The 25,377-nt window shown below is 69.3% G+C and carries 20 protein-coding genes and 1 tRNA gene; 14 read left to right on the plus strand and 7 right to left on the minus strand.

Annotation, left to right across the window (positions count from 1 at the left end):
- The first annotated feature begins 38 nt into the window (after nt 1-38).
- From obgE to IM777_RS08295, 9 genes are all read left to right on the plus strand, one after another.
- On the plus strand, nt 39-1,547 hold the full coding sequence (obgE, locus tag IM777_RS08255) for a GTPase ObgE (protein ID WP_071043325.1): 1,509 nt from the start codon (nt 39-41) through the stop codon (nt 1,545-1,547).
- Entirely contained in the window at nt 1,544-2,377 is an 834-nt protein-coding gene (gene proB, locus IM777_RS08260; protein ID WP_071043326.1) for a glutamate 5-kinase, read from the plus strand. Before obgE ends, proB begins: the two co-directional genes overlap by 4 nt.
- A gap of 9 nt (nt 2,378-2,386) precedes the next feature.
- Entirely contained in the window at nt 2,387-3,646 is a 1,260-nt protein-coding gene (locus IM777_RS08265; protein ID WP_071043327.1) for a glutamate-5-semialdehyde dehydrogenase, read from the plus strand.
- A gap of 57 nt (nt 3,647-3,703) precedes the next feature.
- Nucleotides 3,704-3,928 carry a hypothetical protein gene (locus IM777_RS08270; protein ID WP_071043328.1) on the plus strand — a complete coding sequence of 75 codons (225 nt, stop codon included), beginning with the start codon at nt 3,704-3,706 and terminating at the stop codon, nt 3,926-3,928.
- Between the two features lie 9 nt (nt 3,929-3,937).
- Nucleotides 3,938-4,534, plus strand: coding sequence for a nicotinate-nucleotide adenylyltransferase (gene nadD, locus IM777_RS08275; RefSeq protein WP_071043329.1), 597 nt, complete (start codon nt 3,938-3,940; stop codon nt 4,532-4,534).
- Nucleotides 4,531-5,520, plus strand: a complete 990-nt coding sequence (locus IM777_RS08280; protein WP_071043330.1) for a hypothetical protein — start codon at nt 4,531-4,533, stop codon at nt 5,518-5,520. Before nadD ends, IM777_RS08280 begins: the two co-directional genes overlap by 4 nt.
- Entirely contained in the window at nt 5,520-5,897 is a 378-nt protein-coding gene (gene rsfS, locus IM777_RS08285; RefSeq protein WP_071043331.1) for a ribosome silencing factor, read from the plus strand. Before IM777_RS08280 ends, rsfS begins: the two co-directional genes overlap by 1 nt.
- Before the next feature lie 102 nt (nt 5,898-5,999).
- Nucleotides 6,000-6,075: transfer RNA gene (locus IM777_RS08290), tRNA-Ala, on the plus strand.
- 86 nt (nt 6,076-6,161) lie between these two features.
- Nucleotides 6,162-7,379, plus strand: a complete 1,218-nt coding sequence (locus IM777_RS08295; RefSeq protein ID WP_071045759.1) for a glycoside hydrolase family 3 N-terminal domain-containing protein — start codon at nt 6,162-6,164, stop codon at nt 7,377-7,379.
- A gap of 9 nt (nt 7,380-7,388) precedes the next feature.
- Here the strand turns inward: IM777_RS08295 and IM777_RS08300 are convergent, their stop codons facing one another.
- The 4 genes from IM777_RS08300 to IM777_RS08315 are packed head-to-tail and all read right to left on the minus strand — an operon-like array spanning nt 7,389 to nt 10,721.
- Nucleotides 7,389-8,249: a 3-methyladenine DNA glycosylase gene (locus IM777_RS08300; protein ID WP_228481032.1), complete on the minus strand. Its 861-nt coding sequence runs from the start codon at nt 8,247-8,249 to the stop codon at nt 7,389-7,391.
- A complete protein-coding gene (locus IM777_RS08305) occupies nt 8,246-8,959 on the minus strand; it encodes an SOS response-associated peptidase (RefSeq protein ID WP_194385248.1) in 714 nt (237 codons plus the stop codon). The genes IM777_RS08300 and IM777_RS08305 overlap by 4 nt, the downstream gene beginning before the upstream one ends.
- Before the next feature lie 32 nt (nt 8,960-8,991).
- Nucleotides 8,992-10,029, minus strand: a complete 1,038-nt coding sequence (locus tag IM777_RS08310; RefSeq protein ID WP_071045766.1) for an App1 family protein phosphatidate phosphatase — start codon at nt 10,027-10,029, stop codon at nt 8,992-8,994.
- 5 nt (nt 10,030-10,034) lie between these two features.
- Nucleotides 10,035-10,721 (minus strand): DedA family protein, encoded by a 687-nt coding sequence (locus IM777_RS08315; protein WP_194385250.1) that lies wholly within the window; start codon nt 10,719-10,721, stop codon nt 10,035-10,037.
- 159 nt (nt 10,722-10,880) lie between these two features.
- Here IM777_RS08315 and leuS point away from each other — a divergent pair, with 159 nt between their 5' ends.
- The 4 genes from leuS (at nt 10,881) to holA (ending at nt 17,533) form a co-directional block, all read left to right on the plus strand.
- The gene (leuS, locus tag IM777_RS08320; RefSeq protein ID WP_194385252.1) at nt 10,881-13,475 is read left to right on the plus strand and encodes a leucine--tRNA ligase; all 2,595 of its coding nucleotides are present in this window, start codon (nt 10,881-10,883) and stop codon (nt 13,473-13,475) included.
- 87 nt (nt 13,476-13,562) lie between these two features.
- The gene (locus IM777_RS08325; RefSeq protein ID WP_228481034.1) at nt 13,563-14,153 is read left to right on the plus strand and encodes a ComEA family DNA-binding protein; all 591 of its coding nucleotides are present in this window, start codon (nt 13,563-13,565) and stop codon (nt 14,151-14,153) included.
- Nucleotides 14,153-16,486: a ComEC/Rec2 family competence protein gene (locus IM777_RS08330; RefSeq protein WP_194385254.1), complete on the plus strand. Its 2,334-nt coding sequence runs from the start codon at nt 14,153-14,155 to the stop codon at nt 16,484-16,486. Before IM777_RS08325 ends, IM777_RS08330 begins: the two co-directional genes overlap by 1 nt.
- 9 nt (nt 16,487-16,495) lie before the next feature.
- Complete coding sequence (gene holA, locus IM777_RS08335) at nt 16,496-17,533, plus strand: DNA polymerase III subunit delta (RefSeq protein ID WP_194385256.1); 1,038 nt, start codon at nt 16,496-16,498, stop codon at nt 17,531-17,533.
- Nucleotides 17,534-17,610: 77 nt separating this feature from the next.
- Here the strand turns inward: holA and rpsT are convergent, their stop codons facing one another.
- The 3 genes from rpsT to IM777_RS08350 all read right to left on the minus strand — a co-directional run bounded on the left by rpsT (nt 17,611) and on the right by IM777_RS08350 (nt 23,334).
- Nucleotides 17,611-17,871 (minus strand): 30S ribosomal protein S20, encoded by a 261-nt coding sequence (rpsT, locus tag IM777_RS08340; protein ID WP_071045773.1) that lies wholly within the window; start codon nt 17,869-17,871, stop codon nt 17,611-17,613.
- Between the two features lie 111 nt (nt 17,872-17,982).
- The gene (locus tag IM777_RS08345) at nt 17,983-18,729 is read right to left on the minus strand and encodes an alpha/beta fold hydrolase (protein ID WP_194385258.1); all 747 of its coding nucleotides are present in this window, start codon (nt 18,727-18,729) and stop codon (nt 17,983-17,985) included.
- 81 nt (nt 18,730-18,810) lie between these two features.
- Nucleotides 18,811-23,334 (minus strand): ExeM/NucH family extracellular endonuclease, encoded by a 4,524-nt coding sequence (locus IM777_RS08350; RefSeq protein ID WP_194385259.1) that lies wholly within the window; start codon nt 23,332-23,334, stop codon nt 18,811-18,813.
- A gap of 182 nt (nt 23,335-23,516) precedes the next feature.
- Here IM777_RS08350 and lepA point away from each other — a divergent pair, with 182 nt between their 5' ends.
- A complete protein-coding gene (gene lepA / locus IM777_RS08355) occupies nt 23,517-25,376 on the plus strand; it encodes a translation elongation factor 4 (protein WP_194385261.1) in 1,860 nt (619 codons plus the stop codon).
- Nucleotide 25,377: the final 1 nt, after the last annotated feature.

Consider the following 25,377-nt stretch of genomic DNA (forward strand, 5'->3'; position numbering starts at 1 on the left):
TCGCCCCTCATCTGTATCCACATCCTGAGGGGAATGACATGGTCACCTTCGTCGATCGGGTGACCCTTCACCTGCGCGCGGGCAAGGGCGGCAACGGCTGTGTGTCGGTGCGACGGGAGAAGTTCAAGCCCCTCGCCGGTCCCGACGGCGGCAACGGCGGACACGGCGGAGACATCGTGCTCGTCGCCGACCCGCAGGAGACGACGCTGCTGTCGTATCACCACTCTCCGCACCGCAGCGCCGACAACGGCGGGTTCGGCATGGGCGACAACCGGTCCGGCGCGGCGGGAGAGCACCTCGAGCTGTCTGTGCCGGTCGGGACCGTGGTGAAGGCGCCCGATGGCGAGACCCTCGTCGACCTCATCCACCCCGGGATGCGTTTCGTCGCCGCCCCGGGCGGCCTCGGAGGACTCGGGAACGCCGCCCTGGCGTCACCGAAGCGTAAGGCGCCCGGCTTCGCGCTGCTGGGCACCTCGGGCTGGGAGGGCGATGTCGTCCTCGAGCTGAAGACCGTCGCCGATGTGGCGCTGGTCGGATTCCCCTCGGCCGGCAAGTCGAGCCTGATCGCGGCGGTCTCGGCCGCGCGACCGAAGATCGCCGACTACCCCTTCACGACACTGCATCCGAACCTGGGCGTCGTCCAGGCCGGTGACACGCGCTACACCATCGCCGATGTCCCTGGACTCATCGAGGGTGCCAGCGAGGGCCGCGGGCTGGGCCTGGAGTTCCTCCGGCACGTCGAGCGGTGCACGGCACTGGTGCACGTGCTCGACTGCGCCACCCTCGACCCCGGCCGCGATCCGCTGAGCGATCTCGACGTCATTCTCGCGGAGCTCGCCGCTTACCCGGTCGCGGACGATCAGGTGCCGCTGCTCGAACGGCCACAGCTGGTCGCGCTCAACAAGCTCGATGTGCCCGAGGCCAAGGACCTCGCCGATCTCGTGCGCCCCGACCTCGAGGCTCGCGGCTTCCGCGTCTTCGACATCTCCACGGTCGCTCGCTCGGGGCTGCGTGAGCTCACGTTCGCTCTGGGGGAGATCATCGCCGGTCATCGGGCGACGCGAGCCGACGAGGGGCCGCAGGAGCGCGTGGTCATCCGCCCGCGCGGTTCCGAGAAGGAGTTCTCCATTCGGGTCGAGGGCGGCACCTACGGCAATCTCTACCGCATCGTCGGCGCAAAGCCGGAGCGGTGGGTGCAGCAGACCGACTTCCGCAACGATGAGGCCGTCGGCTTCCTGGCCGACCGCCTCGACAAGCTCGGTGTCGAAGACGAGCTGTTCCGCGCCGGTGCGACCCCGGGTGCGACCGTGGTGATCGGGGAGGGCGACGGCGTCGTCTTCGACTGGCAGCCGTCGCTGAGCTCGGCTGCCGAACTCATGACCGCTCCGCGGGGGACCGATCCCCGGATCGATCCGTCGAACCGCCGCACGACGTCGCAGCGGCGGGAGCAGTATCGCGAACGCATGGATGCCAAGGCCGAGGCGCGCGCCGATCTCGAGGCCGAGCGCCTCTCGTCGTCCGGGTGGAGCGAGGAGAGCGACGGGTGAGCGTCGTCGACCGCTCCGGTCTCGCCACCGTGCGCCGCGTGGTGGTCAAGGTGGGGTCCTCGTCGATCAGCGGTGCGAATCGCGGCAAGATCGCGCCGATCGTCGAAGCGCTCGCCCACGCCCATGCTCGCGGCGCCGAGGTCGTGCTGGTCTCGTCGGGAGCGATCGCCACCGGAATGCCGTACCTCACCCTCGACGAGCGTCCCACCGACCTCGCCACCCAGCAGGCGGCCGCGGCGGTCGGGCAGAACGTGCTGATCTACCGCTACCAGGATGCGCTGCGCCCCTTCGGTGTCGTCGCCGGGCAGGTGCTGCTGACGGCAGGCGACCTCGAGAACGCGACACCGCGATCGAATGCGCGCCGCGCGATGGAGCGGCTTCTGGGACTGCGCATCCTGCCGATCGTCAACGAGAACGACACCGTAGCGACCCACGAGATCCGCTTCGGCGACAACGACCGCCTGGCAGCGCTGGTCGCCCGCCTGATCGGTGCCGACGCGCTGGTTCTTCTCAGCGACATCGAATGCCTCTACACGCGCCCGCCGGGCGAGCCGGGTGCTCGCCCGATCGATCGTGTGGCCTGGGGCGACGATCTCGACGACTACGAGTTCGGCGCAACGGTCGTCAACAGCCTCGGAACCGGCGGTGCCGCGACGAAGGCTTCGGCTGCGAAGCTTGCTTCGGCAGCGGGCATCGGCGTGCTCGTGACGAGCGCGGACCTCGTGGCCGAGGCGCTCGAGGGGCGTCACGTCGGCACGTGGTTCGAGCCGGATCCGGCACCGGATGCGGCGCCCGCCACGGGGCCCGTGCGGGCGGCCGGGAATCAGTAGGCTGGAACGATGACCACGGTGACGGAGGCTTCGGCACGCGAGCGGATGCAGCGGGCGAAGGATGCCAGCCGAGCCGTCGCGCTCCTGGACGACGATGCGAAGTCGCACGCGCTGCGGACCATCGCCGACGCGATCGAGGCGGCCTCCGCCGAGATCGTCGCCGCGAACACCGAGGATCTCGCACGCGGTGCGGCGAGCGGGCTCGCCGATGGCCTGCGCGACCGCCTGCGCCTGGACGCCCCGCGCGTCGCCGCTCTCGCCGCCGCCGTGCGGGAGGTCGCCGACCTTCCCGACCCCGTCGGACGTGTCCTCGACGAGCGCATCATCGGCGGCGGCATCCGGCTGACGAAGGTCGCCGTGCCCTTCGGCGTCGTCGGCGCGATCTACGAGGCCCGGCCGAACGTGACCGTCGACATCGCGGCCCTCGCCCTGCGGTCGGGGAACGCGGTCGTCCTGCGCGGCGGCAGCGCGGCCGAGAACACGAACAGGGCCCTCGTGTCAGCCATGCGGCATGCCCTCGCATCTGCAGGCATCGACCCCGAAGCGGTGCAGACGATCGATGCGTTCGGACGCGACGGCGCACGCGAGCTGATGACCGCGCGAGGGCTGGTCGACATCCTCGTTCCGCGGGGAAGCGCGCAGCTCATCGAAACGGTCGTGACGGAATCGACCGTGCCCGTCATCGAGACCGGCGCGGGGGTCGTGCACATCTTCGTCGACGCCACCGCGCGCGCGGACTGGACGCGGGAGATCGTCGTCAATGCGAAGGCGCAGCGACCCAGCGTCTGCAACGCCGTCGAAACGGTCCTCGTGCACCGCGATGCTCTCGGACTCGTCCCCGACCTGCTGGACGCGCTCGAGGGGGCGGGGGTGACCGTGCATGGAGACGAGACGATCTCAGGACTCTCGCCTCGCGTCGTGGCGGCCACCGATGACGACTGGTCCACGGAGTACTTGAGTCTGGATCTGGCCATGCGCGTCGTCGACGGGATCGACGAGGCGCTGACGCACATCCGAACCTACTCGACGCACCACACCGAGGCGATCATCACCGATGACCCGGCAGCGGCCGAGCGCTTCCTCGCCGAGGTCGACTCCGCGGCGGTGATGCTCAATGCGTCGACACGCTTCACGGACGGCGGAGAGTACGGCTTCGGTGCAGAAGTCGGCATCTCCACGCAGAAGCTGCACGCCCGAGGGCCGATGGGCCTGACCGAACTCACGAGCGTGAAGTGGATCGGGCGGGGCGAAGGCCACGTCCGAGCCTGATCCCAAATAGACTGGTCAGCGTCCGGACATCCCGGGCCCACCCGAAACGGAGCACGAATGACACTGGCTGAGATCGTCATCCTCGCGGCGGAGGAGACCGAGCACCACGGCAACGTCGCGCTCGAGACCTTCTGGTACGGTGCGGTGGCCCTGGCCGTCTTCGGTCTGCTGGCGCTCGTGACCGCGTCGTATCGTAACGTGGCGAACCGCCACGCACATAAGGCGGAGGCCTACGCGAAGGCGCACGCGAACGACGTTCAGAAGGCGGGACACGGGCACTAGGCCCGCTGCATGTCCACGGCGCGAGCCCCTCGGATCGGAGTGATGGGCGGGACGTTCGATCCCATCCACCACGGGCACCTCGTCGCGGCCAGCGAAGTGGCGCAGTCCTTCGACCTCGATGAAGTCGTCTTCGTTCCGACCGGACGCCCCTGGCAGAAGCAGAGCGTGACCTCCAGCGAGCATCGCTATCTGATGACCGTCATCGCGACGGCATCGAACCCGCAATTCACCGTGAGCCGCGTCGACGTGGACCGGGCCGGCCCGACCTACACCATCGACACACTGCGCGATCTGCAGGCGGAGAGACCGGGCGCGGAGCTGTACTTCATCAGCGGCGCCGACGCCGTGGCGCAGATTCTCAGTTGGCGGGACCATGATGAACTGTGGCAACTCGCCCACTTCGTCGCCGTCTCCCGTCCCGGCCACGTGCTGAGCACCGAGGGACTGCCGTCGGAGAACGTGAGCCAGCTGGAGATCCCCGCGCTGTCGATCTCGTCGACGGACTGTCGAGACCGGGTTCGTCGAGGTCACCCGGTGTGGTACCTCGTCCCCGACGGGGTTGTCCAATACATTGCGAAGCATCACCTCTACCGGAGCATGGAATGAGCACACCCGAGCACCCCGCGGACAAGCCGCTGACCCGCCGTCAGCTGCGGGAGATCCGCAACACCGGCTCGACGCCCGTCGTGACACCCCCGGACGCCGACGCCCATGCCACAGCCGACACCGACGACGCCGCGCCCGAGCAGGCGGCACCGGTCGCCTCTCCGAAGCCGCGCCTGCCCCGGCCGGCACCCCCGACCGATGTGTCGCCGGCGCCGGCCCCCGACTCCAGTGTGAACCTCGGTGAGGCGCCGCTCACGCGCCGGCAGGCGCGCCAGCAGGAGAAGATACGCACCGCCTCGGTGCCGGTGATCACACCGGAGGTGGCTGCTCAACACACCACAGCGGCGAAGAAGCCCGTGTGGACCGCGGCGCCGGTCGACCCCGCCCTGGGCGAGCCGACGCCCATCGTCGCCTCCGTCCCCGAGGGTGCGGATGCACCGACCGAAAACAATTCGGGCGAGGCTGGCCGAGAGGTCGCGGACGAGTCCGAGCGGCCCGTGGTGAACCCGGCTCTCGGGGCAGGGCTCCTCGCCGGGGGCGTGCAGGAGGCTGCGGGGGCCCCGGCGTCCTTCGATCAGCTGCTGACGCGCTCGTCGAGCGGCTCGGTCAGCACTCCCAACGCGCTCATCATGTCTCAGACGCCGTCGACGCTCGCCTCGCCTGTCGCCTCGACGGGCGAGGTCATCCTCACGGGGTCGTACGACCTGCCGGAGGGCTTCGGATCCACCGGACACGCCCGTGGGACGGCGGACGGCAAAGAGGTGGACGCGGTGCTCGTCGACGGTGAGCTGCCGGCGCATTCGTCACCGACGCCGATCGCCGCCAGCGCCGCGATCAGCACCCACAAGCAGCCCGGCGACGTCATCAAGCCCCCCACCCCCGAGAAGGGTGGGCGGCTGATGCTGACACTCGCGATCACCGCCGGTGTCCTGGCGCTCGCCCTCGTGGGCGTGCTCATCCTCGCGTTCGTGACGGGAGCGATCTGATGCCGGCGACGGAACAGTCGCGGGAGATGCTCCAGATCGCCGCCGCCGCAGCGGACGCGACCGGCGGTGAGGACCTCGTCGCCCTGGACGTGTCCGATCCGCTGCCGCTCGTCGACGTCTTCCTCATCGTCACCGGGCGCAGCGAGCGCAATGTCGCCGCCATCGCCGATGAGATCGAGGAGAAGCTCCTCGAGGCAGGCCACAAGCGGCTCCGGCGCGAAGGACGCGAGGAGTCCCGCTGGATCCTCCTCGATTTCGGCGACCTCGTGGCGCATGTCTTCCATGAGGAGGAGCGGTCGTACTACGGGCTCGAACGCTTGTGGAAGGACTGCCCCGTCGTCCCCATCGTCCTTGCCGGAGCCTCGGCTGGTGAGTGACTACGCCGCGTCGCGCGCCACGCCCGGGGCGGCGACGGTTCGAAGAGACCGGGAACATGTTGTAAGCTGATCGAGTTGTCCCGCCGGAGCGGGAAACGATCTGGGCCTGTGGCGCAGCTGGTAGCGCACCTGCATGGCATGCAGGGGGTCAGGGGTTCGAGTCCCCTCAGGTCCACCAAAAACCCCCGGGCAACCGGGGGTTTTGTATTGGATGCGGGCAGCCTGAAGAGTCCTCCCCATCCTGCTGTGTCGTAGCGTGGAGACATGAAGCTCCTCGCGCGCGTCCTGGTGGTCGGCGTGCTGAGCAGCGCGATCAGCGGCGCACTCGCGTCGGAGGAGTCCGATCCCGATATCGCGGCTGCTGCCGCATCGATGCCCTCGACCGACGCGTCCGCCGCCGAAGAGCCCGTCGTCGTCGCGCCCGCCGGTGCCGGCGAGGTGAGATCGGAAGCCGCCCGGCTCGTCGCAGCGATGACGGTGCGTGAGCGCGCGGCGAGCGTCGTGATGGGGCACCTTCCGACGACCGACACATCGCTGCTCCGGACATACATGGCCGAGGAGGGGATCGCGGGGTTCATCCTGATGGGCGCGAACATCCCGGCGGACGAGTCGGCGCTCCGTGCGGTGACGGGATCCCTCATCGTCGATCCGACGCTCCCGCCGCTCTTGGCCATCGACCAGGAGGGCGGCGACGTCTCTCGGCTGCCGTGGGACGATTTCGCCGCGGCGCCGACCTTGAAGGACGCCGACCCCGGTGCCGCGGCGGACGCGTTCGCGGCACGCGCGTCTCTCGTGGCGCGTGCCGGGGCGAGCGTGAACTTCGGCATCATTGCAGACGTGACATCCGACCCCGGGATGTTCATCTACCGGCGTGCTCTCGGCACCGACCCGGCTGCCTCGGCGGACAGGGTCGTGGGCGCTGTTCAGGGCGAGGGCGGACGGGTGGCATCCACCCTCAAGCACTTCCCCGGCCACGGCGCAGCGCCGGGCGACTCGCACATCGGCATCCCGAGCACGGACATGTCGATGCAGGAATGGTCCGAGACGCAAGCGCCCCCATTCGTCGCGGGGATCGACGCGGGCGCACCCCTGCTGATGTTCGGACATCTGTCGTACACGACCGTCGATGACGCGCCCGCATCCCTGTCGTCCGAGTGGCATCGCATCGCCCGCGAGGAACTCGGGTTCGACGGCGTCGCGGTCACCGACGATCTCGGGATGCTTCAGGCGACCGGCCTGCCCGAATACGCCGATCCGGTAGCCAACGGCGTCGCCGCGCTGGCAGCAGGCAATGATCTGCTCCTGACGGTGCTCTACAGCGACGCCGGCAGCGCCGAGCGCCTGGTGGAGGGGATCGTGGCCGCCGTGGAGCGCGGCGAGGTGTCGCTGGAGCGACTGACCGAGGCATCCGAGCGGGTCACGGCGCTGCGATGGGTGTCGGCGCACACCACCCTGCTTCCCTGCGCGGACTGCGCGCAGTGACGCCCGCTGTCAGCCGATGATGGCGGCGAGGAGACGTTCCCGCAGCCTGGCCCCCGTCGCCGCGAATTCTCGCTGTTGCCGTACGTACTCCGCCTTGCCCGCGGCGGTCTCCACCGCCACCGGATCGAAGCCCCAGTCACGCAGGTCGTAGGGTGAGGCCCGCATGTCGAGGGTTCGGACCGCGCGCGCGTACTCGAAGGTGTCGAGCAAGAGATCGCCCGGCACGAGCGGCCCGGCCTTGACGGCCCACTTGTACAGATCCATACCCGCGTGCAGGCATCCCGGCTGCTCACGATCTGCCTGCGTGCGACGGGACAGCGGTTCGCGGTTGCGCGGTGCGGCATCAGGGGTGAAGAAGCGGTAGGCGTCGAAGTGCGTGCAGCGCAGCTCGTGCGCCTCCACCACGTCATCGGTGCCTCGGGGGCCGAGTCGAAGCGGCAGGTCGTGACGCGGTGAAGATGATCGATAGACCATCGCCCACTCGTGCATGCCGAAGCATCCGAAGGCGGGGGCGCGCCCGGCCGTGGATCGGAGGATGCGCACGATGCCGGCGAGGAGGTCGCCGCGCGTGCGTCGGCACTCATCGGCATCGACGACGAGCGATCCGGGAGGGTCGCTCGCGACGTAACCTCGCCACCGGCCGCGTGAGGTCTCGGCGGCGTCTTCGAGGACAACGCCCGCACCGGGATGCCACCGGCGCAGCACTGCCGGCTTGTAGGAGTAGTACGTGTAGAGGAAATCGTCCACCGGGTGCGCCTCCCGGCGAGAGGAGCGCTCGCGCCGCGCGGCCGTGAGGGCGTCGGCGCGGTGGGCGTGACGCGACGCGAGATCGTGCCACGCCGACGCAGGAAGGCTCGTCGTGACCGTCACGTCTGGACCGGGTCGATGAGATCGGGGCGGTTGTTGCGCACGTTTCCGACAGCGGGGGAGACGACCCGGGCGTCGAGCGTCTCGGCGACCGCAGGTGCCGCGTCGATCGCGGCGTCGAGGACGTCACGCACGTTCTCGGTCGTCGGATCGAGCCACGCGTCCGCGTGGTCCGGGTCGACGAACAGCGGCGTACGGTCATGGATGGAACGGAGCGAGCCGACCGCGTCACGTGTGAGGATCGTGAAGCTCAGCATCCACCGTGCCGGGTCGTCGTCGCTCTTGGACGGATCCTTCCACCATTCGTACAGGCCGGCGAACAGCAGCGGGCTGTCGTCCGCCGGGTGGATGTAGTGCGGCACCTTTCCCTGGTCGGACTTCTGCCACTCGTAGTACCCCGATGCGGGAATGACGGCACGGCGCTTGTGGAGGGCGGTTCGGAACAGCGGCTTGTCCTCGAGCTCTTCGGAGCGGGCGTTGAAGGCCCGTGTTCCGATGGTCGGGTCTTTCGCCCACCCGGGAACGAGACCCCAGCGCGCTCGTGCAAGCCGCCGTGTCGGCGGCTCGGTCTTGGTGGAATCGAGCACGATCGCCGCAGGGTCTGTGGGGGCGATGTTGAATGACGGTCCGGGAAGATCGTCGCCTTCCACGTCGACGCGCAGAACGCCGACGAGCTCGGATCCGACATTCGCGACGACGAACCTTCCGCACATGCTGCCAGCCTACGCGCGGCCGACGACACGGCTCACGAATCGACGACCCCCGCCTCGCGCAGGCGCCGGAGCAGGCCCGCGCCGTGTGAGGCCGAGACCCACGGGACAGATGCCGCCGTGTGGTCGTTGACGGCCGTGCGGCCACCGGCGAGAACGGCCTCGGTGGGGGACAGGCGCCGGATGGCCACCGCGGCGACGTTGCCGGGGTGCTCGCTGGCGAACCGCGTGTAGATCTCATCGTCATGCTGGCCGTCGTCGCCGATCAGGAGCCACGTGATGTCGGGAAACTCGGCTGCGAGCCGCCGGAGGTTCTCCGACTTGTGCAGCTGGCCGCTGCGGAACCAGCGGTCGTGCGTGGGCCCCCAGTCGGTGAGCAGCGTCGCCCCGGGCGGATAGAGGTGACGCCGGAGGAATCGCATGAGCGTCGGTGCGATGTTCCACGCACCTGTCGACAGGTACACCACGGGGATTCCCGGTCGATCGCGCACGAGGGTCTCCAGCAGAACCGCCATGCCGGCGACCGGCTGCCGAGCATGCTCATCGACCACGAACGAGTTCCATGCGGCCAGCAGGGGCCGCGGGAGAGCGGTGACCATGACCGTGTCGTCGACGTCGGAGACGACACCGAAGCGCACATCCGAACCGACGACGAAGACCCGCGTCTCGACGGGCTCGCCGCCCTCGACCGACATCGTGAAGGTCTGCCACCCCGGCGCGAGGGATGCGGGCAGCACGGTGTCGATCACGCCGCCGCGATCGGCGACGACGTCATGCGTCACGCCGCCGATGTCGACGCTCACCTGGGCGAAGCCGACGGGCACGGCCACGAAGCTGCGCCAGCCGCGCACGCCGCCGTACTCGCCGTCGCTCGGAGGGGTCCGAGGCGGCACGATGAGCACGCGCCCGAGCACGCGGACCCAGTCGGTGCCGCCGTACCCGGGGAACGGCGTCACCGTCGGCAGCTGCCCGCGCTGACGAGCCCGGCGTTCGCGCCAGGCGTGGAAGCGCCGCTCCCACCGGGCCAGCCACAGGACTTTCGGACGGACGGGATCCTCGGTCGGGGCGGCCATACCCCTCAGTCTTCCACGCGATGCGCGCCCGGGACCGCCGTCGAGCCGGTGCCGTCGTCCGCGAGGTGCTTGCGTTCGACGCGTTCGATGACCTTCTTCGCGACCAGAACGAGAACCAGGAACACGACGATGACGCCGACGAAGAGGTAGCCGGCGTAGTGGAGGCGGTCGGCGAGCTCGCGATAGGTGCCGGCCGCGGCGGACGACACCGACACGTACAGTGCCGCCCACACGATGCAGGCGGGCGTGGTCCAGGCGAGGAAGCGGCCGTATCGGTAGCCGCTCATCCCCACGGTCAGCGGCACCAGCGAGTGCAGGACCGGGAGGAAGCGCGACAGGAAGATCGCGGGGCCGCCCCGCCGGCGCAGGTAGCGTTCCGACCGCATCCAGTTCGCCTCGCCGATGCGCCGTCCCAGACGGGAGTGACGGATACGGGGCCCGAGGTAGCGGCCGAGCCAGAATCCGATGCTCTCGCCCGCCACCGCACCGATGACGACCACGACACCGAGAGTGAGCCCCTCCCAGATGCTCGAGACCGCCGTTCCGGCGACGATGACGATGGTGTCCCCGGGCACGATCAGACCGATCAGCACACTCGTCTCGAGCATGATCGCGATGCCCGCGAGTGCGGTTCGCAGCACCGGATCCACCGACTGCACGGCATCGAGGATCCAGGTGAGCACGTCGTTCACCCGATCGAGACTACGTCGGACGCCTCGCGAGGAGGTGTGAAATCCCCGTTGCTCGGAGCAGGCCTTCAGGATGCGCGGGCTCGCGCGGGGGCCGGATGAGGTTCCGGTAACCTGAAAGACGCGTTCCGCGCGCCCCCGTACTCCGCGATTGGTTCTCCCGTGTCACAGCACTCTCCCTCCGACCGCCCTGCTTCCGACGACGGAAGCGGCTTCGACGCCCACGCCGTCGAGCGCAAGTGGCAACAGCGGTGGGAACAGGCCGACCCCTTCAAGGCGGGTGGCCCCGAGGACACGCGTCCGCGCAAGTACGTGCTCGCCATGTTCCCCTACCCGTCGGGCGACCTGCACATGGGTCACGCGGAGAACTACCTCTACTCGGACATCGTGGCGCGCTTCTGGCGCCACCGCGGCTACAACGTGCTCAACCCGATCGGATGGGACTCATTCGGCCTGCCCGCCGAGAATGCCGCGATCAAGCGCGGCGCGGACCCGCGGGAGTGGACGTACGACAACATCGCCCAGCAGAAGGCCGGATTCCGTGCCTACGGGGTCTCGTTCGACTGGAACCGCGTCCTCCACACGAGCGACCCCGATTACTACCAGTGGAACCAGTGGCTGTTCCAGCGTCTTCACGAGCGGGGGCTCGCATACCGCAAGGACGCCGCCGTCAACTGGGACCCGGTGGATCAGACCGTGCTCGCCAACGAGCAGGTGCTTCCCGACGGCACATCCGAGCGCAGCGGTGCGGTGGTGGTCAAGAAGAAGCTCGAACAGTGGTACTTCAAGATCACCGACTACGCCGACCGGCTCCTCGACGACCTGAATCAGCTCGAAGGGCGCTGGCCGCAGAAGGTCATCCGCATGCAGCGGAACTGGATCGGGCGATCTGTCGGAGCCGACATCGATTTCGAGATCGAAGGGCACCCGGAGAAGGTCACCGTCTTCTCGACGCGCCCGGACACCCTCCACGGGGCGACCTTCTTCGTCGTCGCACCGGAGAGCGAGCTGGCGGCTCAGCTGGCTGCCGGAGCCTCGGCCGACGTGCGGCAGCGCTTCAGCGACTACGTCGAGTCGGTCGGTCGTCAGACCGAGATCGAGCGTCAGTCCACCGATCGGCCGAAGACCGGCGTCTTCCTCGAGCGCTACGCCGTCAACCCCGCCAACGGCGAGCGCCTTCCGGTGTGGGCCGCGGACTACGTGCTGGCCGACTACGGCCACGGCGCCGTGATGGCCGTCCCCGCCCACGACCAGCGCGACCTCGACTTCGCGCGCGCATTCGACCTGCCGGTGAAGGTCGTCGTCGACACCACCGCACCCATCACGGGGGCGATCCCGGTCATCGATGTCGACGAAGACGGCAACCCCATCGACCCCTTCGCGGACGACCCGTCGCTCGACGAGCTCGATCCCGCGCACACGGGCGTCGCCCTGGCCGGTGAGGGTCGCATGGTCAACTCGGGCTCACTGAACGGGCTGTCCAAGCGCAACGCGATCACCCGCATGATCGAGGAACTCGAGGCGAAGGGGGCCGGCCGGGCGTCGAAGTCGTATCGGCTGCGCGACTGGCTCATCTCCCGGCAGCGCTTCTGGGGGACCCCGATCCCGATGATCCACACCGATGACGGCCGCATCGTGCCGGTCCCGGAGGATCAGCTGCCGCTCACCCTCCCGGACGCGGCCGGTCTCGATCTCGCACCGAAGGGCACCTCGCCCTTGGGCGCGGCTGGCGAATGGGTGCAGACCGTCGATCCCACCACCGGCGAGGCGGCGCGGCGCGACCCCGACACCATGGACACCTTCGTGGACAGCTCCTGGTACTTCCTGCGCTTCCTCTCGCCGGGCGACCCGAACGAGGCGTTCTCGTCCGCCGAGGCGATGAAGTGGGCGCCGGTGGACTTCTACATCGGAGGCGTGGAGCACGCCATCCTCCACCTGCTCTACGCGCGGTTCATCACCAAGGTCCTGTACGACATGGGGCTGGTGGACTTCACCGAGCCGTTCTCGAGCCTGATCAACCAGGGGATGATCATCCTCGGCGGCACGAAGATGTCCAAGAGCAAGGGCAACCTCGTGGTGTTCCAGGACGAACTCGACGCGCACGGCGCTGACGCGCTGCGGGTCGCCCTCGCCTTCGCCGGACCGGTCGAGGACGACAAGGACTGGAACGACGTCTCGACGACGGGTGCCCAGAAGTTCCTGGCCCGCGCCTGGCGCGTGGCGCACGACGTGGCCAGCGAGCGGGACGTCGTGTGGAAGGACGGCGATCCGGCCCTGCGCCGCGTCACCCACCGCCTCCTCGCAGATGCTCCGACACTGGTCGAGCAGACGAAGTTCAACGTCGTCGTCGCCCGGCTCATGGAACTGGTGAACGCGACCCGCAAGGTGATCGACACCGGCGCGGGTGCGGCGGATCCCGCCGTGAGGGAAGCCGCCGAGGCGACGGCCATGATCCTGGACCTGTTCGCTCCTCACACGGCCGAGGAGATGTGGGAGACGCTCGGCTATGAGCCGTTCGTCGGCCTCATGCCCTGGCGGAGCGCCGACCCGACGCTGCTGGTCGAGGAATCCGTCACCGCTGTCGTTCAGATCAACGGCAAGGTGCGGGCGACGCTCGAGGTGCCGGCGCGCATCGAGCCCGACGCGCTGGAGAAGCTCGCCCGAGAGGACGCTCGCGTCATCCGCGCCCTCGGTGACAAGACCATCGCGCGCGCGATCGTCCGCGCACCGAAGGTCGTGAGCTTCAGCGCGAACTGACCCTCCCCACGGGGCTGCCGCAGCGCGCTGTCCACCGAGCGGTCGGGCCGCGTCCGCCGCGTGTGCGCACACGCCTAGCGTGAGCGGGTGGCGAGAATCTCGGACACCTCGACAGCTCGGCGCTGGGGCGTCGGCGGACTGGTGCTGCTCGTGCTGGCGGGACTGGTCGTCACCGTGGTCATCGGGCTCGTACGCGGTGCCACGGCACCTGTCGAGACGGTGACCGTCGATGACCTCGCGACGACTGGCACACCGGAGGCGGATCTCTATGTCCACGTGTCGGGCGCCGTCGCCGGTCCCGGCCTGTACGTGCTCGCCGACGGCGCGCGCGTGATGGATGCGGTGGCAGCCGCCGGTGGTTTCACCGGCGACGCCGATTCCGCCGCCGTGAATCTCGCTCGGCCGATCGCCGACGGCGAGCAGCTTCACGTGCCCGCGAAGGGGGAGGCGCCCGCGCCTGCGCCGGGGCCGGCGAGCGGCGGCGCCGGCCCGATCGATCTCAACACCGCCGACGTGGCCGCGCTCGAGACGCTCCCGGGCATCGGGCCGACCCTCGGTGGCCGGATAGTGGCCTGGCGGGAGGAGAACGGTCGGTTCACCAGTGTCGACGACCTTCTCGCAGTGCCGGGGATCGGCGAGAAGCTGCTGGCCGGCATGCGCGATCTGATCGTCGTGTGATGGGCAGAGCGTGGACGCTCGCCCCGGCGGCGGCGCTCACCTGGGTGGTCGCGGGCCTCGCGACGGTCCACCCGGCGGTGGCTCCCGCGCTCGCGGCCGGCAGCGCGACGGTCATGGCGGGCGCGATCGTCATGACATGGCGTTCGCGGCGTGCGGTGCGGCTTCGCAGGGCCGGCGTGCTGATCGGCCTCGTCGCGCTCAGCACGGGCGTCGCCGCGGCGAACGTGTGGTCGGCCACCGGGCCCCGGGAGCACGTCATCGATCTGGCCGAGCGTGAGGGACCGCTGGTGTCGATGACCGCGACCGTGACCGGCAAGATCGAACCGTGGGGATCGGAGCACCTCGCCTTCGATGCCGTGGCGAGTGCCGTCGGTGACGGGGAAGGGGCGCACGCGGTCGCCGCGGTCATCCAGATCGTGGTCGCTCCCGACGACATCGAGAACGTCTCCGCTCTGGATGCCGGCGCGGTCGTCGAAGCACGGGGTTCCTTCCGGGTGTCCGAGGCCGGTGAGCGTGCCGTCGCACAGGTCCACGCCACGGTGGTCGAGCTGCTGCGACCTGCCGGCGGAGTCCTCCGGATCTCGAGCGATCTGCGGCGTGGGCTGCTCGCAGCGGTCGATGGATTGCCGAGCGACGGAGCGTCGCTCGTGCCCGGACTGGCCGTGGGCGACACCCTGCTGGTGTCGGAGCAGATGGATGCGGCGATGAAGGAGTCTTCCTTGTCGCACCTCACCGCGGTGTCGGGTTCCAACTGCGCTCTCGTCGTCGGTCTCGCCTTCGCGGCCGCCGCGGCGTCGGGCCTCGGACGGACCTGGCGCATCGTGGTCGCCATGCTCGCGCTCGGGGGATTCGTCGTGTTGGTCACGCCCGAGCCGAGCGTGGTCCGTGCCGCGGGCATGGCTGCTGTCGCAATGCTCGCCCTCCTGCTCGGACGGACGTCGCAGGGCGTAGCCGTGCTGTCGGCGGCGCTGGCCGTCGCCCTGGCCGCGGACCCGTGGCTGTCCGGATCGCTGGGGTTCGGTCTGTCGGCGGCGGCCACCGGGTCGCTGCTGCTGTTCGCCAGACCGCTCGCGCACGGTCTGGCGCGCCTCATGCCGCAGAGCCTCGCGCTCGTGCTGGCCGTGCCGCTGGCCGCTCAGCTCGCGTGCGGTCCGCTGCTCATCCTCATCACCCCCACCGTTGCGCTCTACGGGGTCGCGGCCAACGTGCTCGCGGCGCCCGCGGCACCCGTGGTGACCGTTGTCGGCCTGGCGGCGTGTCTGGTCGCGCCGATCCTGCCCGTCGTCGCCTCGGGCCTTGCCGCGCTGGCCTGGGTGCCCGCGACCTGGATCGCCGCGACCGCCTCGACGGTGAGTGCGCTGCCGGGAGACCAGCTCCCGTGGATCGGGGGGCTCGGCGGCGCGCTCCTCCTCACCGCGGTATCGGCCGCGATCGGGCTCGCCGTCGCCCTGCCTGCCGGGGGCACCGCCCGGCGTCGCCTTCACGGGATCGCGCGAGGGGCGGTCGCGGTGCTCGCCGGAGTCGCGGGCGGAACCGCGGCGCTCGCGGGAGTTCTCGGGCCCGCCACCCTCCCCGCGTCGTGGCAGATGCTGGCATGCGACGTCGGACAGGGCGATGCCGTCCTCGTGCGTGCGGACGACCGTGTCGCGCTGATCGACACCGGCCCTGATCCGGAGGCGCTGCGGACCTGTCTGGACCGCGTCGGAGTCGATCGTCTCGACCTGGTCGTGCTGAGCCATTTCGACCATGACCACGTCGGCGCAGCCGCCGTCGTGGCCGAGCGCACCGGTGTGATGATCCACGGCCCGGTCGACGGACCGGACGACACGGCGATCGTCACCTCGTTCCGCGACGGCGGTGCCCGTGTCCTCGAGGTCGCCGCAGACGATGCCGGCACGCTCGGAAGCGCGCGCTGGCGGGTGCTCTGGCCGCGGGAGGACGCCGGGGTCGCCCCCGGCAATGATGCGAGCGTCGTGGTCGCGTTCACGGGCGGCGGGTTGCCGTCCATCCTGCTCCTCGGCGACCTTTCGGAGGAGCCGCAGCGACAGCTTCTGCCCGGGGTGGATTCCCCGTTCGAGGTCGTCAAAGTCGCCCATCACGGCAGTGCCGATCAGAGCGCCGCGCTCTACGAGGCCGTCTCGGCACGACTGGGCGTGGTGACGGTGGGCGAGAACGACTACGGTCACCCGCGAGCGGAGGCGCTGGCGCTCGTCGTGTCCAACGGCGGCGTCGTCGCACGCACCGACACCGACGGGATCGTGGCGATATGGCGCGAGGCCGGCGTGCTCCGGGTGTGGCGCGACCACGCGGGCGCCGTCGGTGCCGGCGGCTAGGCTGAGATCATGTCCCCGACTCCACGCCGACGAGGGTCCGCGGCACCGAAGTCGGCGATTCCGCAGCTGTCATGGCGGGCACCCCAGCCCGCGCCTGTCGTCCTCGTATCCGGCCCGGAGGACGTGTGCGCGGAGCGGGCGATCGCCGGCGTGCGCGACTACCTCAAGGCCGAGGATGCGAGCCTCGAGGTCTCCGACATCCGCGCCGACGCGTACGAGGCGGGAACGCTCCTCGCGATGGCGTCTCCATCGCTGTTCGGGGAGCCGCGTCTGGTCCGGGTCAGCGGCGTCGAGAGGTGCTCAGACGCGTTCCTGGCGGAGGCGATCTCGTATCTTCGGAATCCGCAGGAGGGCGCCACCGTCACGTTGCGCCACACCGGCGCGAGCGTCCGGGGCAAGAAGCTTCTCGACGCGATCCGAGCAGGGCAGGGCGGCGGTGTCGAAGTGGCGTGCCCGGCGATCAAACGGGACGCAGATCGCTACGACTTCGCGGCGGGGGAGTTCTCCACTGCGGGGCGTCGCATCCAGCCGGCCGCGCTGCGGGCGCTCACCTCGGCGTTCGCGGACGATGTGACGGAGCTGGCGGCCGCCTGCCAGCAACTCCTCGCCGATGTCTCCGGCGACATCACCGAGCAGACCGTGCAGCGCTACTACGGCGGCCGCGTCGAGACGTCTGCGTTCACCGTCGCCGACACGGCGATCGCGGGCCGCTACGGTGAGGCGCTGGTCTCTCTGCGCCATGCGATCGCCTCGGGTGCGGATCCTGTCCCGCTGGTGGCTGCGATCGCGTCCAAGCTGCGCACGATGGCCCGCGTCTACGGCGTCCGCGAGTCCTCGAGCGCCCTTGCCGCGAGGCTCGGCCTGAAGGATTGGCAGGTCGACCGGGCGCGCCGAGACCTCGCAGGGTGGGATGAGGCGGCACTGCAGATCGCCGTCCAGGCCGCCGCGCGTGCGGATGCCGAGGTCAAGGGCGCGTCGCGTGACGCCGTGTTCGCCGTTGAACGACTGGTCACGGTGATCGCCACCCGGGCGCCCTTCGGTGATTGAGTCCGGCGCGCCGCGTCGCCGTCATGCCGAAGGCCCGCCCCGGATCGGGACGGGCCTTCGGCAATCAGCGGGTTCGCTCAGAGCGAGGCGACCTGCTTCGCGATGGACGACTTGCGGTTCGCCGCCTGGTTCCGGTGGATGACGCCCTTGCTCACGGCCTTGTCGAGCTTCTTGGTCGCCGTGCCGAGCGCCTTCTCGGCCGCGGCCTTGTCGCCCGACGCGACGGCGTCGCGGGTGCGGCGCACCGCGGTCCTCAGCTCGCTCTTGACGGCCTTGTTGCGCTCGCGCGCCTTCTCGTTGGTCTTGTTGCGCTTGATCTGCGACTTGATGTTCGCCACGTTCGACGTATCTTTCGTTCGGAGTGATCGGTGGATTGCCGAGTGGCAGGAGAGGGATGCCGCACGGCGGTCGTGAGGGTGGGAAACCCACACGCAAGCCAAAAGCCGATCCTACCAGGTTCGCGACGATCCGCCCGCATCCGGATTCTCGAGCGTCGCGAGAGCCAGGTCGAGCAGCGCATTGAAGACTCGAGGTCGCATCGCCGTGACCAGATGCGTCGTCCGCGGGACGACGATCAGTTCGGCATGGGAGGCGATGCGGGAAAAGAGCCGCTCGTTCGCCCGGAGCTGATCGTACTGTCCGTTGATGAACCACATCGGCACCTCGATGCGCTCGAGCGCTGCGAGCAGATCGAGCACGGACAGCGTGCGCAGTGCGACATCCTGCGCGGCGAGGGCGTAGCCGCCGGCACCGAAGTCGTACCGGGTCTCGTCCGGAAGGGTGGCGTTCAGCACGCGATCGGTCAGCCACATGCCGCGGTCGGGGAGGGCGTCGAAGCCGCGGGCGAGCATGCGGTATGTCGCGAGGCCCACCCCTCGGGGAATCGCGGTGCATGCGGCGGCGATGAAGCCGGCGACGGGTGGCGGATCTTCGGCGCCGACGTACTCGATCGAGAGCAGTCCGCCCATCGAGTGGCCGACGAGGAGAACGGGGCCGCGTTCCGCGGCGTCGCGGACCGCGGCGTCGATGGTCGCGAATGCACCCTCCAGCGTGAACGCCTCGTCCATCCGGGATCCGTGACCGGGGAGGTCGACCGCGGTGACGGCGTTGCCGCGCTGTTCGAGGTGTGCGACCTGCGACCGCCACATGGTTGCGGACGTGCGGATGCCGTGGACCAGCACGACCTCCACCGCCATGCCTCCAGCCTATGCGGGCGGACGCGGGAAGGCCCCGGCCCTCATCGGGACCGGGGCCTTCATGACGGCGGCGTCCTGGTGCTACGCCGTCGTGGTGCGACGTCGCGTGACGGCGATGGTGCCCCCGATCACGACGAGGAAGGCCGCGATCAGCGCCAGACCCCACGGCACCTCCGCGCCCGTGGCGGCGAGCGATCCGGCGGCGACCACGGTGACCGGGATCTCCACGGACTCGTATCCCTCGGACTCCAGCACGAGGGTGTGCGCCCCGGTGTCGAAGTCGGCGGGGATGCCGACGATGAAGGTGATCTCGCCCTGAGCGTTCGCGGCCGGGATCGCGTCGACCACGATCGGGTCGCTGTAGAGGGTCGCGGACACCGTCTGACCGGGCGTGAGCCCTGACAGCTCCACGGTCAGCGTCCCGCCCTGCTCCACCGTGCCCGAGCCGATGTTCCACTCGACCCATTCCTCGTCGGCATCGGATCCGTCCGACGGAGACGGAGACGGAGTCGGCGTGGTCTCATCGGCGACGACAGCACGGCCCAGCGGAGCCGGGTCGACGGGTGTGAAGGTCGCGAAGTACGCCACCGAGGCGGCCAGGTCCACCTGACCGGTGTCGGTGATGTCGGCTCCCTCGGTGAACGTGGTGAAGTTGTCTCCGCCGGCCGCGAGGAACGAGTTCGTCGCGATCACGACGGTGTCGTCTTCGCCGACGGGTGCACCAGCGAGCGTCATCGAGACGATGTGCGATCCCGGCGCTGCATCCGGGTCGTACTCGTACGAGAAGCCCTCCGAGATGCCCATGTGCAGCTTGGGGCGGGAGGCGCCCTCCGGCTGCCACTGCTCCTCGAGGATCTGCTCCAGCTGCGCTCCCGTGACCTCGACCGTCACGATCGTGTTCGCGAACGGCTGCACGTTGGCGATGTCACGGTAGGTGACCGTGCCGTCCTCGCCGTAGAGAAGGTCGGCGCGGAGCCCGCCGGGGTTGATCATCCCGATGTCCGCCGAAGTGCCGGTGTAGTCCTCGTTCGAGGTGGCCCACAGGTACATGTCGGCGAGAGTGTTGCCCATCGCCGACTCGACGCCGCGGTCGTCTCCGGGCGGAGTGCCGCCGCGCAGGATGTCCCCGGTGATCGATCCGACCTCCACCGAACCCTCCACCTCAGCGACCTCGACGGCGTCCGCGACGATCTCGGCGACCTCGGGATCCGCCGGGTAGAGGGGGGTCTCCCCGTCCGTCAGCGGAACGACCGAGCCGTCGATCGAGACGAGCTCCTTGGTCTCGGTGTCGACCGAGATCTCGAGCAGCCCGAGGGCCTTGCCGTACTCGAGCGCCTGGATCACCGGCCGCTCACCGCCGCCGGGGGTGGGCAGCATGCAGGCGTATTCCTGGTGCGTGTGGCCGGATGCGATGGCGTCGATGTCGTCGGACGCGCCGGCGACCAGCTCCGCGTAGTCGGTGTCCTCCGACGTCAGGGCTTCGCACGAGTCCGTCGCGGCGCCGTCATGCGTGAGGAGCACGATGACGTCGGCGAGATCGCCGGCCGTGATCTCTGCGGCGACGCGGTTCGCGGCCTCCAGCTGGTCGCCGAACTCGATGTCGGCTATGCCGTCCGGCGAGACCATGACCGCGGTGTCCGGTGTGACCGTTCCGATGAAGGCGATGCGCACCCCGTCGATGTCCTCGATGTCGTACTCCTCGAGGACCGGGTCCTCGGTCCCCCTCGCGTACACGTTCGCACCCAGGCTGTAACGCGCGCCGTCAGCCGCATCGCCCGCGCCGTAGCGCGGCGTTGCGACATCGGTCAGGAACTCGAAGCCCTTGTCGAATTCGTGGTTCCCGACCGCGCCCAGGTCCAGCCCGGCGGCCACCAGGGCGTCGATCGAGGGCAGGTCGTCCTGGATGAAGGAGGTGAACGTCGACGCGCCGATGTTGTCACCGGCCGAGACGAGCAGCGTGTTGGGGTTCTCCGCTTCGAACGCGTCGACGGCCCCGGCGATCACGGCAGCGCCCGCAACCCCGTAGGAGTCGCCCTCCAGCCGGCCGTGGAAGTCGTTGATCGTCAGCACGTCGACCTCCGTGACGTCGGTCGCCGCCTCCGCGGTCAGACCGACCAGCACCGGGTCGTGGTCCGAGGACCGGTACACGTCGTCGGCGTAGAACAGCGTGCCGTGGTTGTTGTAGCGGCTGTACTCGAGGGCGACGGACTCACCCGAGTTGATGTTCCAGATGTCACCGCCGATCGCACGGGCGAGCGCGTGCTCGTTCATCAGGATGTGATCGAGCGAGCCCGAGAGCCCGGAGAACGAGTACGACGACGTGTCGATGTCGAGTGCGGTCTCCGCGTCGACGTATCCGGCTCCGTAGAGCACCTGCATCGGATCCTCCTGGCCGTAGGAGTTGAAGTCGCCGGCGAGGATGACGCTCTCGGTGTCGCCTCGGGCCTCCTCGACCCATTCCGCCAGGGCCGTCGCCTGGCGCACGCGCGACTCGTTGCTGCTGCCCTGACCGTCGCCGGCGTCGGCGTCACCGGGCCAGGGGCCCGCTGAGCCCTTCGACTTGAAGTGATTGACGACGAAGAGGAACTCCTCGCCGCCATCGGTCGGCGCGAAGACCTGACCGATCGGCTCTCGCGCGTTCCCGAACGCCTGGTCCGACGCCGACTGGTCGCCGAGCGCGAGCGATGCGCCCTCGGTGACGACCTCTGCCGGACGGTAGATGATGGCGTTCGTGATCACGTCCTGCTCGGAGGCCTCGGGAAGGTCATCCGATGACGGCACGTATGCCCAGATGTCGCTGCCGGCGGCGTCGTTCAGCGCGTCCACGAGAGTCGCGGTCGCTTCGTCGGCCGTCTCGCCGAGGCGTGCGGAGTTCTCGATCTCCATGAGCCCGACGACGCTGGCGTCGAGGGCGTTGATGGCCGCGACGATCTTGTCCTGCTGTCGCTCGAGGTCGGCAGCATCCCATGCGCCGCGGACGTCGCAGCCGGTGCGGACGTTGTTGCCGTCGCCGTCGCGGTCTTCGTAGGCTTCGCACCCGGCAATGTCCTCGCCGAGCGTGGTGAAGTAGTTCAGCACGTTGAACGAGGCCACCGAGACGTCGCCGCCGACGGCCTCGGGAGCCGACGTGCGCGGGTTGGAGAAGGTGACGCCGTCCTCACCGGTTCCATCGCCGGCGACAGGTGCGGTCGGCATGAAGCGCCACAGGTCGAAGCCGAAGCTCAGCACGACCGGCTCGTCGAACGTGGCGGTCCCGCCGACGACGACCGGCTCGGTGAGCGAGACGTACGGGGGCGTGAGGGACGAGTTCGCCGACGACGTGAAGTTCGTCGAGGCGCCGTCGTCGAGCACGACACCGCGTGCGGCGTTGTCCGCCACCACGGCGGCAGCCTCGGTGGACCCGGGTGCGGCGACATCGGTCGGCTGGCGCAGCGGCTCGTCACCGAACGCGAGCCCGACCTCGCCGTACTGATTGGTTCCGTACGTGTTGCTCACCGTGTAGGTGCCCTGCGGGGCGAGCAGCATCGATTCGAGGCTCTCGCGCTCGGCGTCGCCGGCCGGCCACTCGAGCTCGACGGGAGCGACGGGCTCGGCATCGGCGACGATCGTCGCCCCGCCGGCGGGTACCGAGAGCTGCGTGAGGCCGTAGTACTCACTGACCTGACCGGTGACCTCGACCGTTTCCCCCAGGGCCACGTCGCCGACGGTGGCCGACGAGTAGACGAAGATGGCGTCCGAGGCGTCGTGGATGGCCAGATCGATGTCGCCGCCGGTGCCGGGGGCCTGCAGCACGTATCCGTTCAGGCCGCCGCTGGGGTAGTGCGCGGTGACGATTCCGGTCGTGGTGACGGTCTGGCCGACGAGAGGGGACGCATCGGCGGTCCCCTGGATCTCGGAGATCGCGACCGGGTCTGCGGGCGGGGTCGGGGTCGGCGACGGGTCACCGGGTTCGTCCGAGGTCGACCCCACGGGCGTGGGCGCACCGGCGGTGAAATCCGCCGCATTGTCGGCCGTGTGGGTGTGGTCGGCGTCGCGTGAGACACTCGTGGCGTTCGTGGTTCCGGGCGCCGCGCCGGCGCCGGCGAAGATGGACGCCGAGCCGTAGCCGACAAGATCGACGACGCTGTCCTGCGAGGCGACGTCCGCCGTCGGCAGCAGAGTGGCGGAGTCGACGAGGGCGACGGTGCCGTTCGAACCGCTCATCGCGATCGACCCGTCGATGTCGGCGGTGTATCCGGGAAGCGACGTGTTGGTCCCGAACGCTTGGCCGACCAGTAGGGAGCCGCCCGCGGCGATCGATCCGGACAACGGCGTCGCCTGCCATCCGCTGCCACTGGAGGGTGCGTACTGAACGCTCCATCCCGCGAGGTCGACGGTTGCGGAGCCCGGGTTGTACAGCTCTACGAAGTCACGGTTGAAAGCGGCGCCGCTGTTGCCTCCGCCCCCGTAGACCTCGTTGATGACCACAGGGGCGTCCGTGGACACGGCCGCGGTCGCCGCAACGGGGAACGCGATGCCGGTGGCGGCGAGTGCGCCCACGGTCAGTGCCGCGGCGGCCGATCGCGCGCGTGATGCGGACGATGTCGGGGGTGTCGGTTCAGTCACGACAGAGGACTCCTTCTCGAGATTCTCCGGCGCCGACGCGATCGCAGGCGGCCTGGTCAACTCTCTGCGACTTCGGGGTTCATTGCGATAGGGATGCGTTAACGTTGCGTTAAATCCGAGGGGCGGAGCGGTGTCGGCTCAGCGCGCGGCCGCGCCGGCGACCCCCGTAGAATCGACGGGACATGTCACCGCGCGCACTCGAGCCCCTGCAGCCTTCCGCGACTCCACCGGAGTCGATCCGGAATTTCTGCATCATCGCCCACATCGACCACGGCAAGTCGACGCTCGCCGACCGGATGCTCCAGATCACCGGGGTGGTCGCTGATCGTGACATGCGCGCGCAGTACCTGGATCGCATGGACATCGAGCGCGAGCGCGGCATCACGATCAAGTCGCAGGCCGTGCGGATGCCGTGGGCCGTCACGGGCGACGACGGTATGGAGCAGGCCTTCGCCCTCAACATGATCGACACCCCCGGCCACGTCGACTTCACCTACGAGGTCTCGCGCTCGCTCGCGGCGTGCGAAGGTGCCATCCTGCTCGTCGACGCGGCACAGGGCATCGAAGCCCAGACGCTCGCGAATCTCTACCTGGCGCTCGAGAACGACCTGCAGATCATTCCGGTCCTGAACAAGATCGATCTGCCGGCAGCGGATCCCGACAAGTTCGCCGCTGAACTGGCGGGTCTCATCGGCGGCGACCCCGACGACGTGCTGCGTGTGAGCGGGAAGACCGGTGTCGGGGTCGAGGCGCTTCTGGACCGTCTGGTTGAGAAGATCCCTGCTCCCGTGGGAGACGCGGACGCCCCGGCCCGAGCCATGATCTTCGACTCCGTCTACGACTCCTACCGCGGTGTGGTCACCTACGTGCGCATGGTCGACGGCAAGCTCCAGCCCCGCCAGCGCATCCAGATGATGTCGACGCGTGCGACCCACGACCTCCTGGAGATCGGGGTTTCCAGCCCCGAACCGATCCCCACGCAGGGCCTCGGAGTGGGGGAGGTGGGCTACCTCATCACCGGTGTGAAGGATGTGCGGCAGTCCAAGGTCGGCGACACCATCACCGATCAGCGCAAGCCCGCGGCCGACGCCCTCCCGGGGTACACCGATCCGAAGCCGATGGTCTTCTCCGGCATCTACCCGATCGACGGGAGCGACTACGCGGATCTGCGCGAAGCGCTCGACAAGCTGAAGCTCTCGGATGCGTCTCTGCAGTACGAGCCGGAGACCTCGGTGGCCCTCGGATTCGGCTTCCGCTGCGGGTTTCTCGGACTGCTGCATCTGGAGATCATCACCGAGCGGCTCACGCGCGAGTTCGGACTCGATCTCATCACCACGGCACCCTCGGTGACGTACGACGTGATGACCGACACGGGTGAGACGGTCACCGTCACGAATCCGAGCGAGTATCCCGACGGGCGTGTCGCAGAGGTCTCGGAGCCGGTCGTCAAGGTCGGGATCCTGCTTCCCAAGGACTACGTCGGAACCGTGATGGAGCTCTGCCAGGCCAGGCGCGGCTCGCTGCTCGGCATGGACTACCTCAGTGAGGATCGCGTGGAGCTGCGCTACAATATGCCGCTGGGCGAGATCGTCTTCGACTTCTTCGATCAGCTGAAGTCGAAGACACAGGGATACGCGAGTCTCGACTACGAGCCGGCCGGTTCGCAGACCGCCGACCTGGTGAAGGTCGACATCCTCCTGCAGGGCGAGAAGGTCGATGCGTTCAGCTCGATCGTGCATCGGGAGAAGGCGTACGGCTACGGCACGATGATGACCGAGCGGCTGCGCAAGCTGATTCCCCGCCAGCAGTTCGAGGTGCCGATCCAGGCGGCCATCGGCGCGCGGATCATCGCCCGTGAGAACATTCGCGCCATTCGCAAGGACGTGCTGGCCAAGTGCTACGGCGGCGACATCTCCCGCAAGCGCAAGCTGCTGGAGAAGCAGAAGGAGGGCAAGAAGCGCATGAAGATGGTCGGTCGCGTCGAAGTGCCCCAGGAGGCGTTCATCGCCGCGCTGTCCGGTGACGTCGAGACGAAGAAGTAGG

The sequence above is a fragment of the Microbacterium luteum genome, assembly GCF_015277875.1.
Lineage (GTDB): Bacteria > Actinomycetota > Actinomycetes > Actinomycetales > Microbacteriaceae > Microbacterium > Microbacterium luteum.

Excerpts from the sequence above, each read along its gene's own strand:
- IM777_RS08265 (WP_071043327.1), top strand. The coding sequence starts at position 2,387 with ATGACCACGGTGACGGAGGCTTCGGCACGCGAGCGGATGCAGCGGGCG.
- holA (WP_194385256.1), top strand. The coding sequence starts at position 16,496 with ATGTCCCCGACTCCACGCCGACGAGGGTCCGCGGCACCGAAGTCGGCG.
- IM777_RS08345 (WP_194385258.1), bottom strand. The coding sequence starts at position 18,729 with ATGGCGGTGGAGGTCGTGCTGGTCCACGGCATCCGCACGTCCGCAACC.
- IM777_RS08270 (WP_071043328.1), top strand. The coding sequence starts at position 3,704 with ATGACACTGGCTGAGATCGTCATCCTCGCGGCGGAGGAGACCGAGCAC.
- lepA (WP_194385261.1), top strand. The coding sequence starts at position 23,517 with ATGTCACCGCGCGCACTCGAGCCCCTGCAGCCTTCCGCGACTCCACCG.
- IM777_RS08330 (WP_194385254.1), top strand. The coding sequence starts at position 14,153 with ATGGGCAGAGCGTGGACGCTCGCCCCGGCGGCGGCGCTCACCTGGGTG.
- obgE (WP_071043325.1), top strand. The coding sequence starts at position 39 with ATGGTCACCTTCGTCGATCGGGTGACCCTTCACCTGCGCGCGGGCAAG.
- IM777_RS08310 (WP_071045766.1), bottom strand. The coding sequence starts at position 10,029 with ATGGCCGCCCCGACCGAGGATCCCGTCCGTCCGAAAGTCCTGTGGCTG.
- IM777_RS08305 (WP_194385248.1), bottom strand. The coding sequence starts at position 8,959 with ATGTGCGGAAGGTTCGTCGTCGCGAATGTCGGATCCGAGCTCGTCGGC.
- IM777_RS08280 (WP_071043330.1), top strand. The coding sequence starts at position 4,531 with ATGAGCACACCCGAGCACCCCGCGGACAAGCCGCTGACCCGCCGTCAG.
- nadD (WP_071043329.1), top strand. The coding sequence starts at position 3,938 with ATGTCCACGGCGCGAGCCCCTCGGATCGGAGTGATGGGCGGGACGTTC.
- rsfS (WP_071043331.1), top strand. The coding sequence starts at position 5,520 with ATGCCGGCGACGGAACAGTCGCGGGAGATGCTCCAGATCGCCGCCGCC.
- IM777_RS08295 (WP_071045759.1), top strand. The coding sequence starts at position 6,162 with ATGAAGCTCCTCGCGCGCGTCCTGGTGGTCGGCGTGCTGAGCAGCGCG.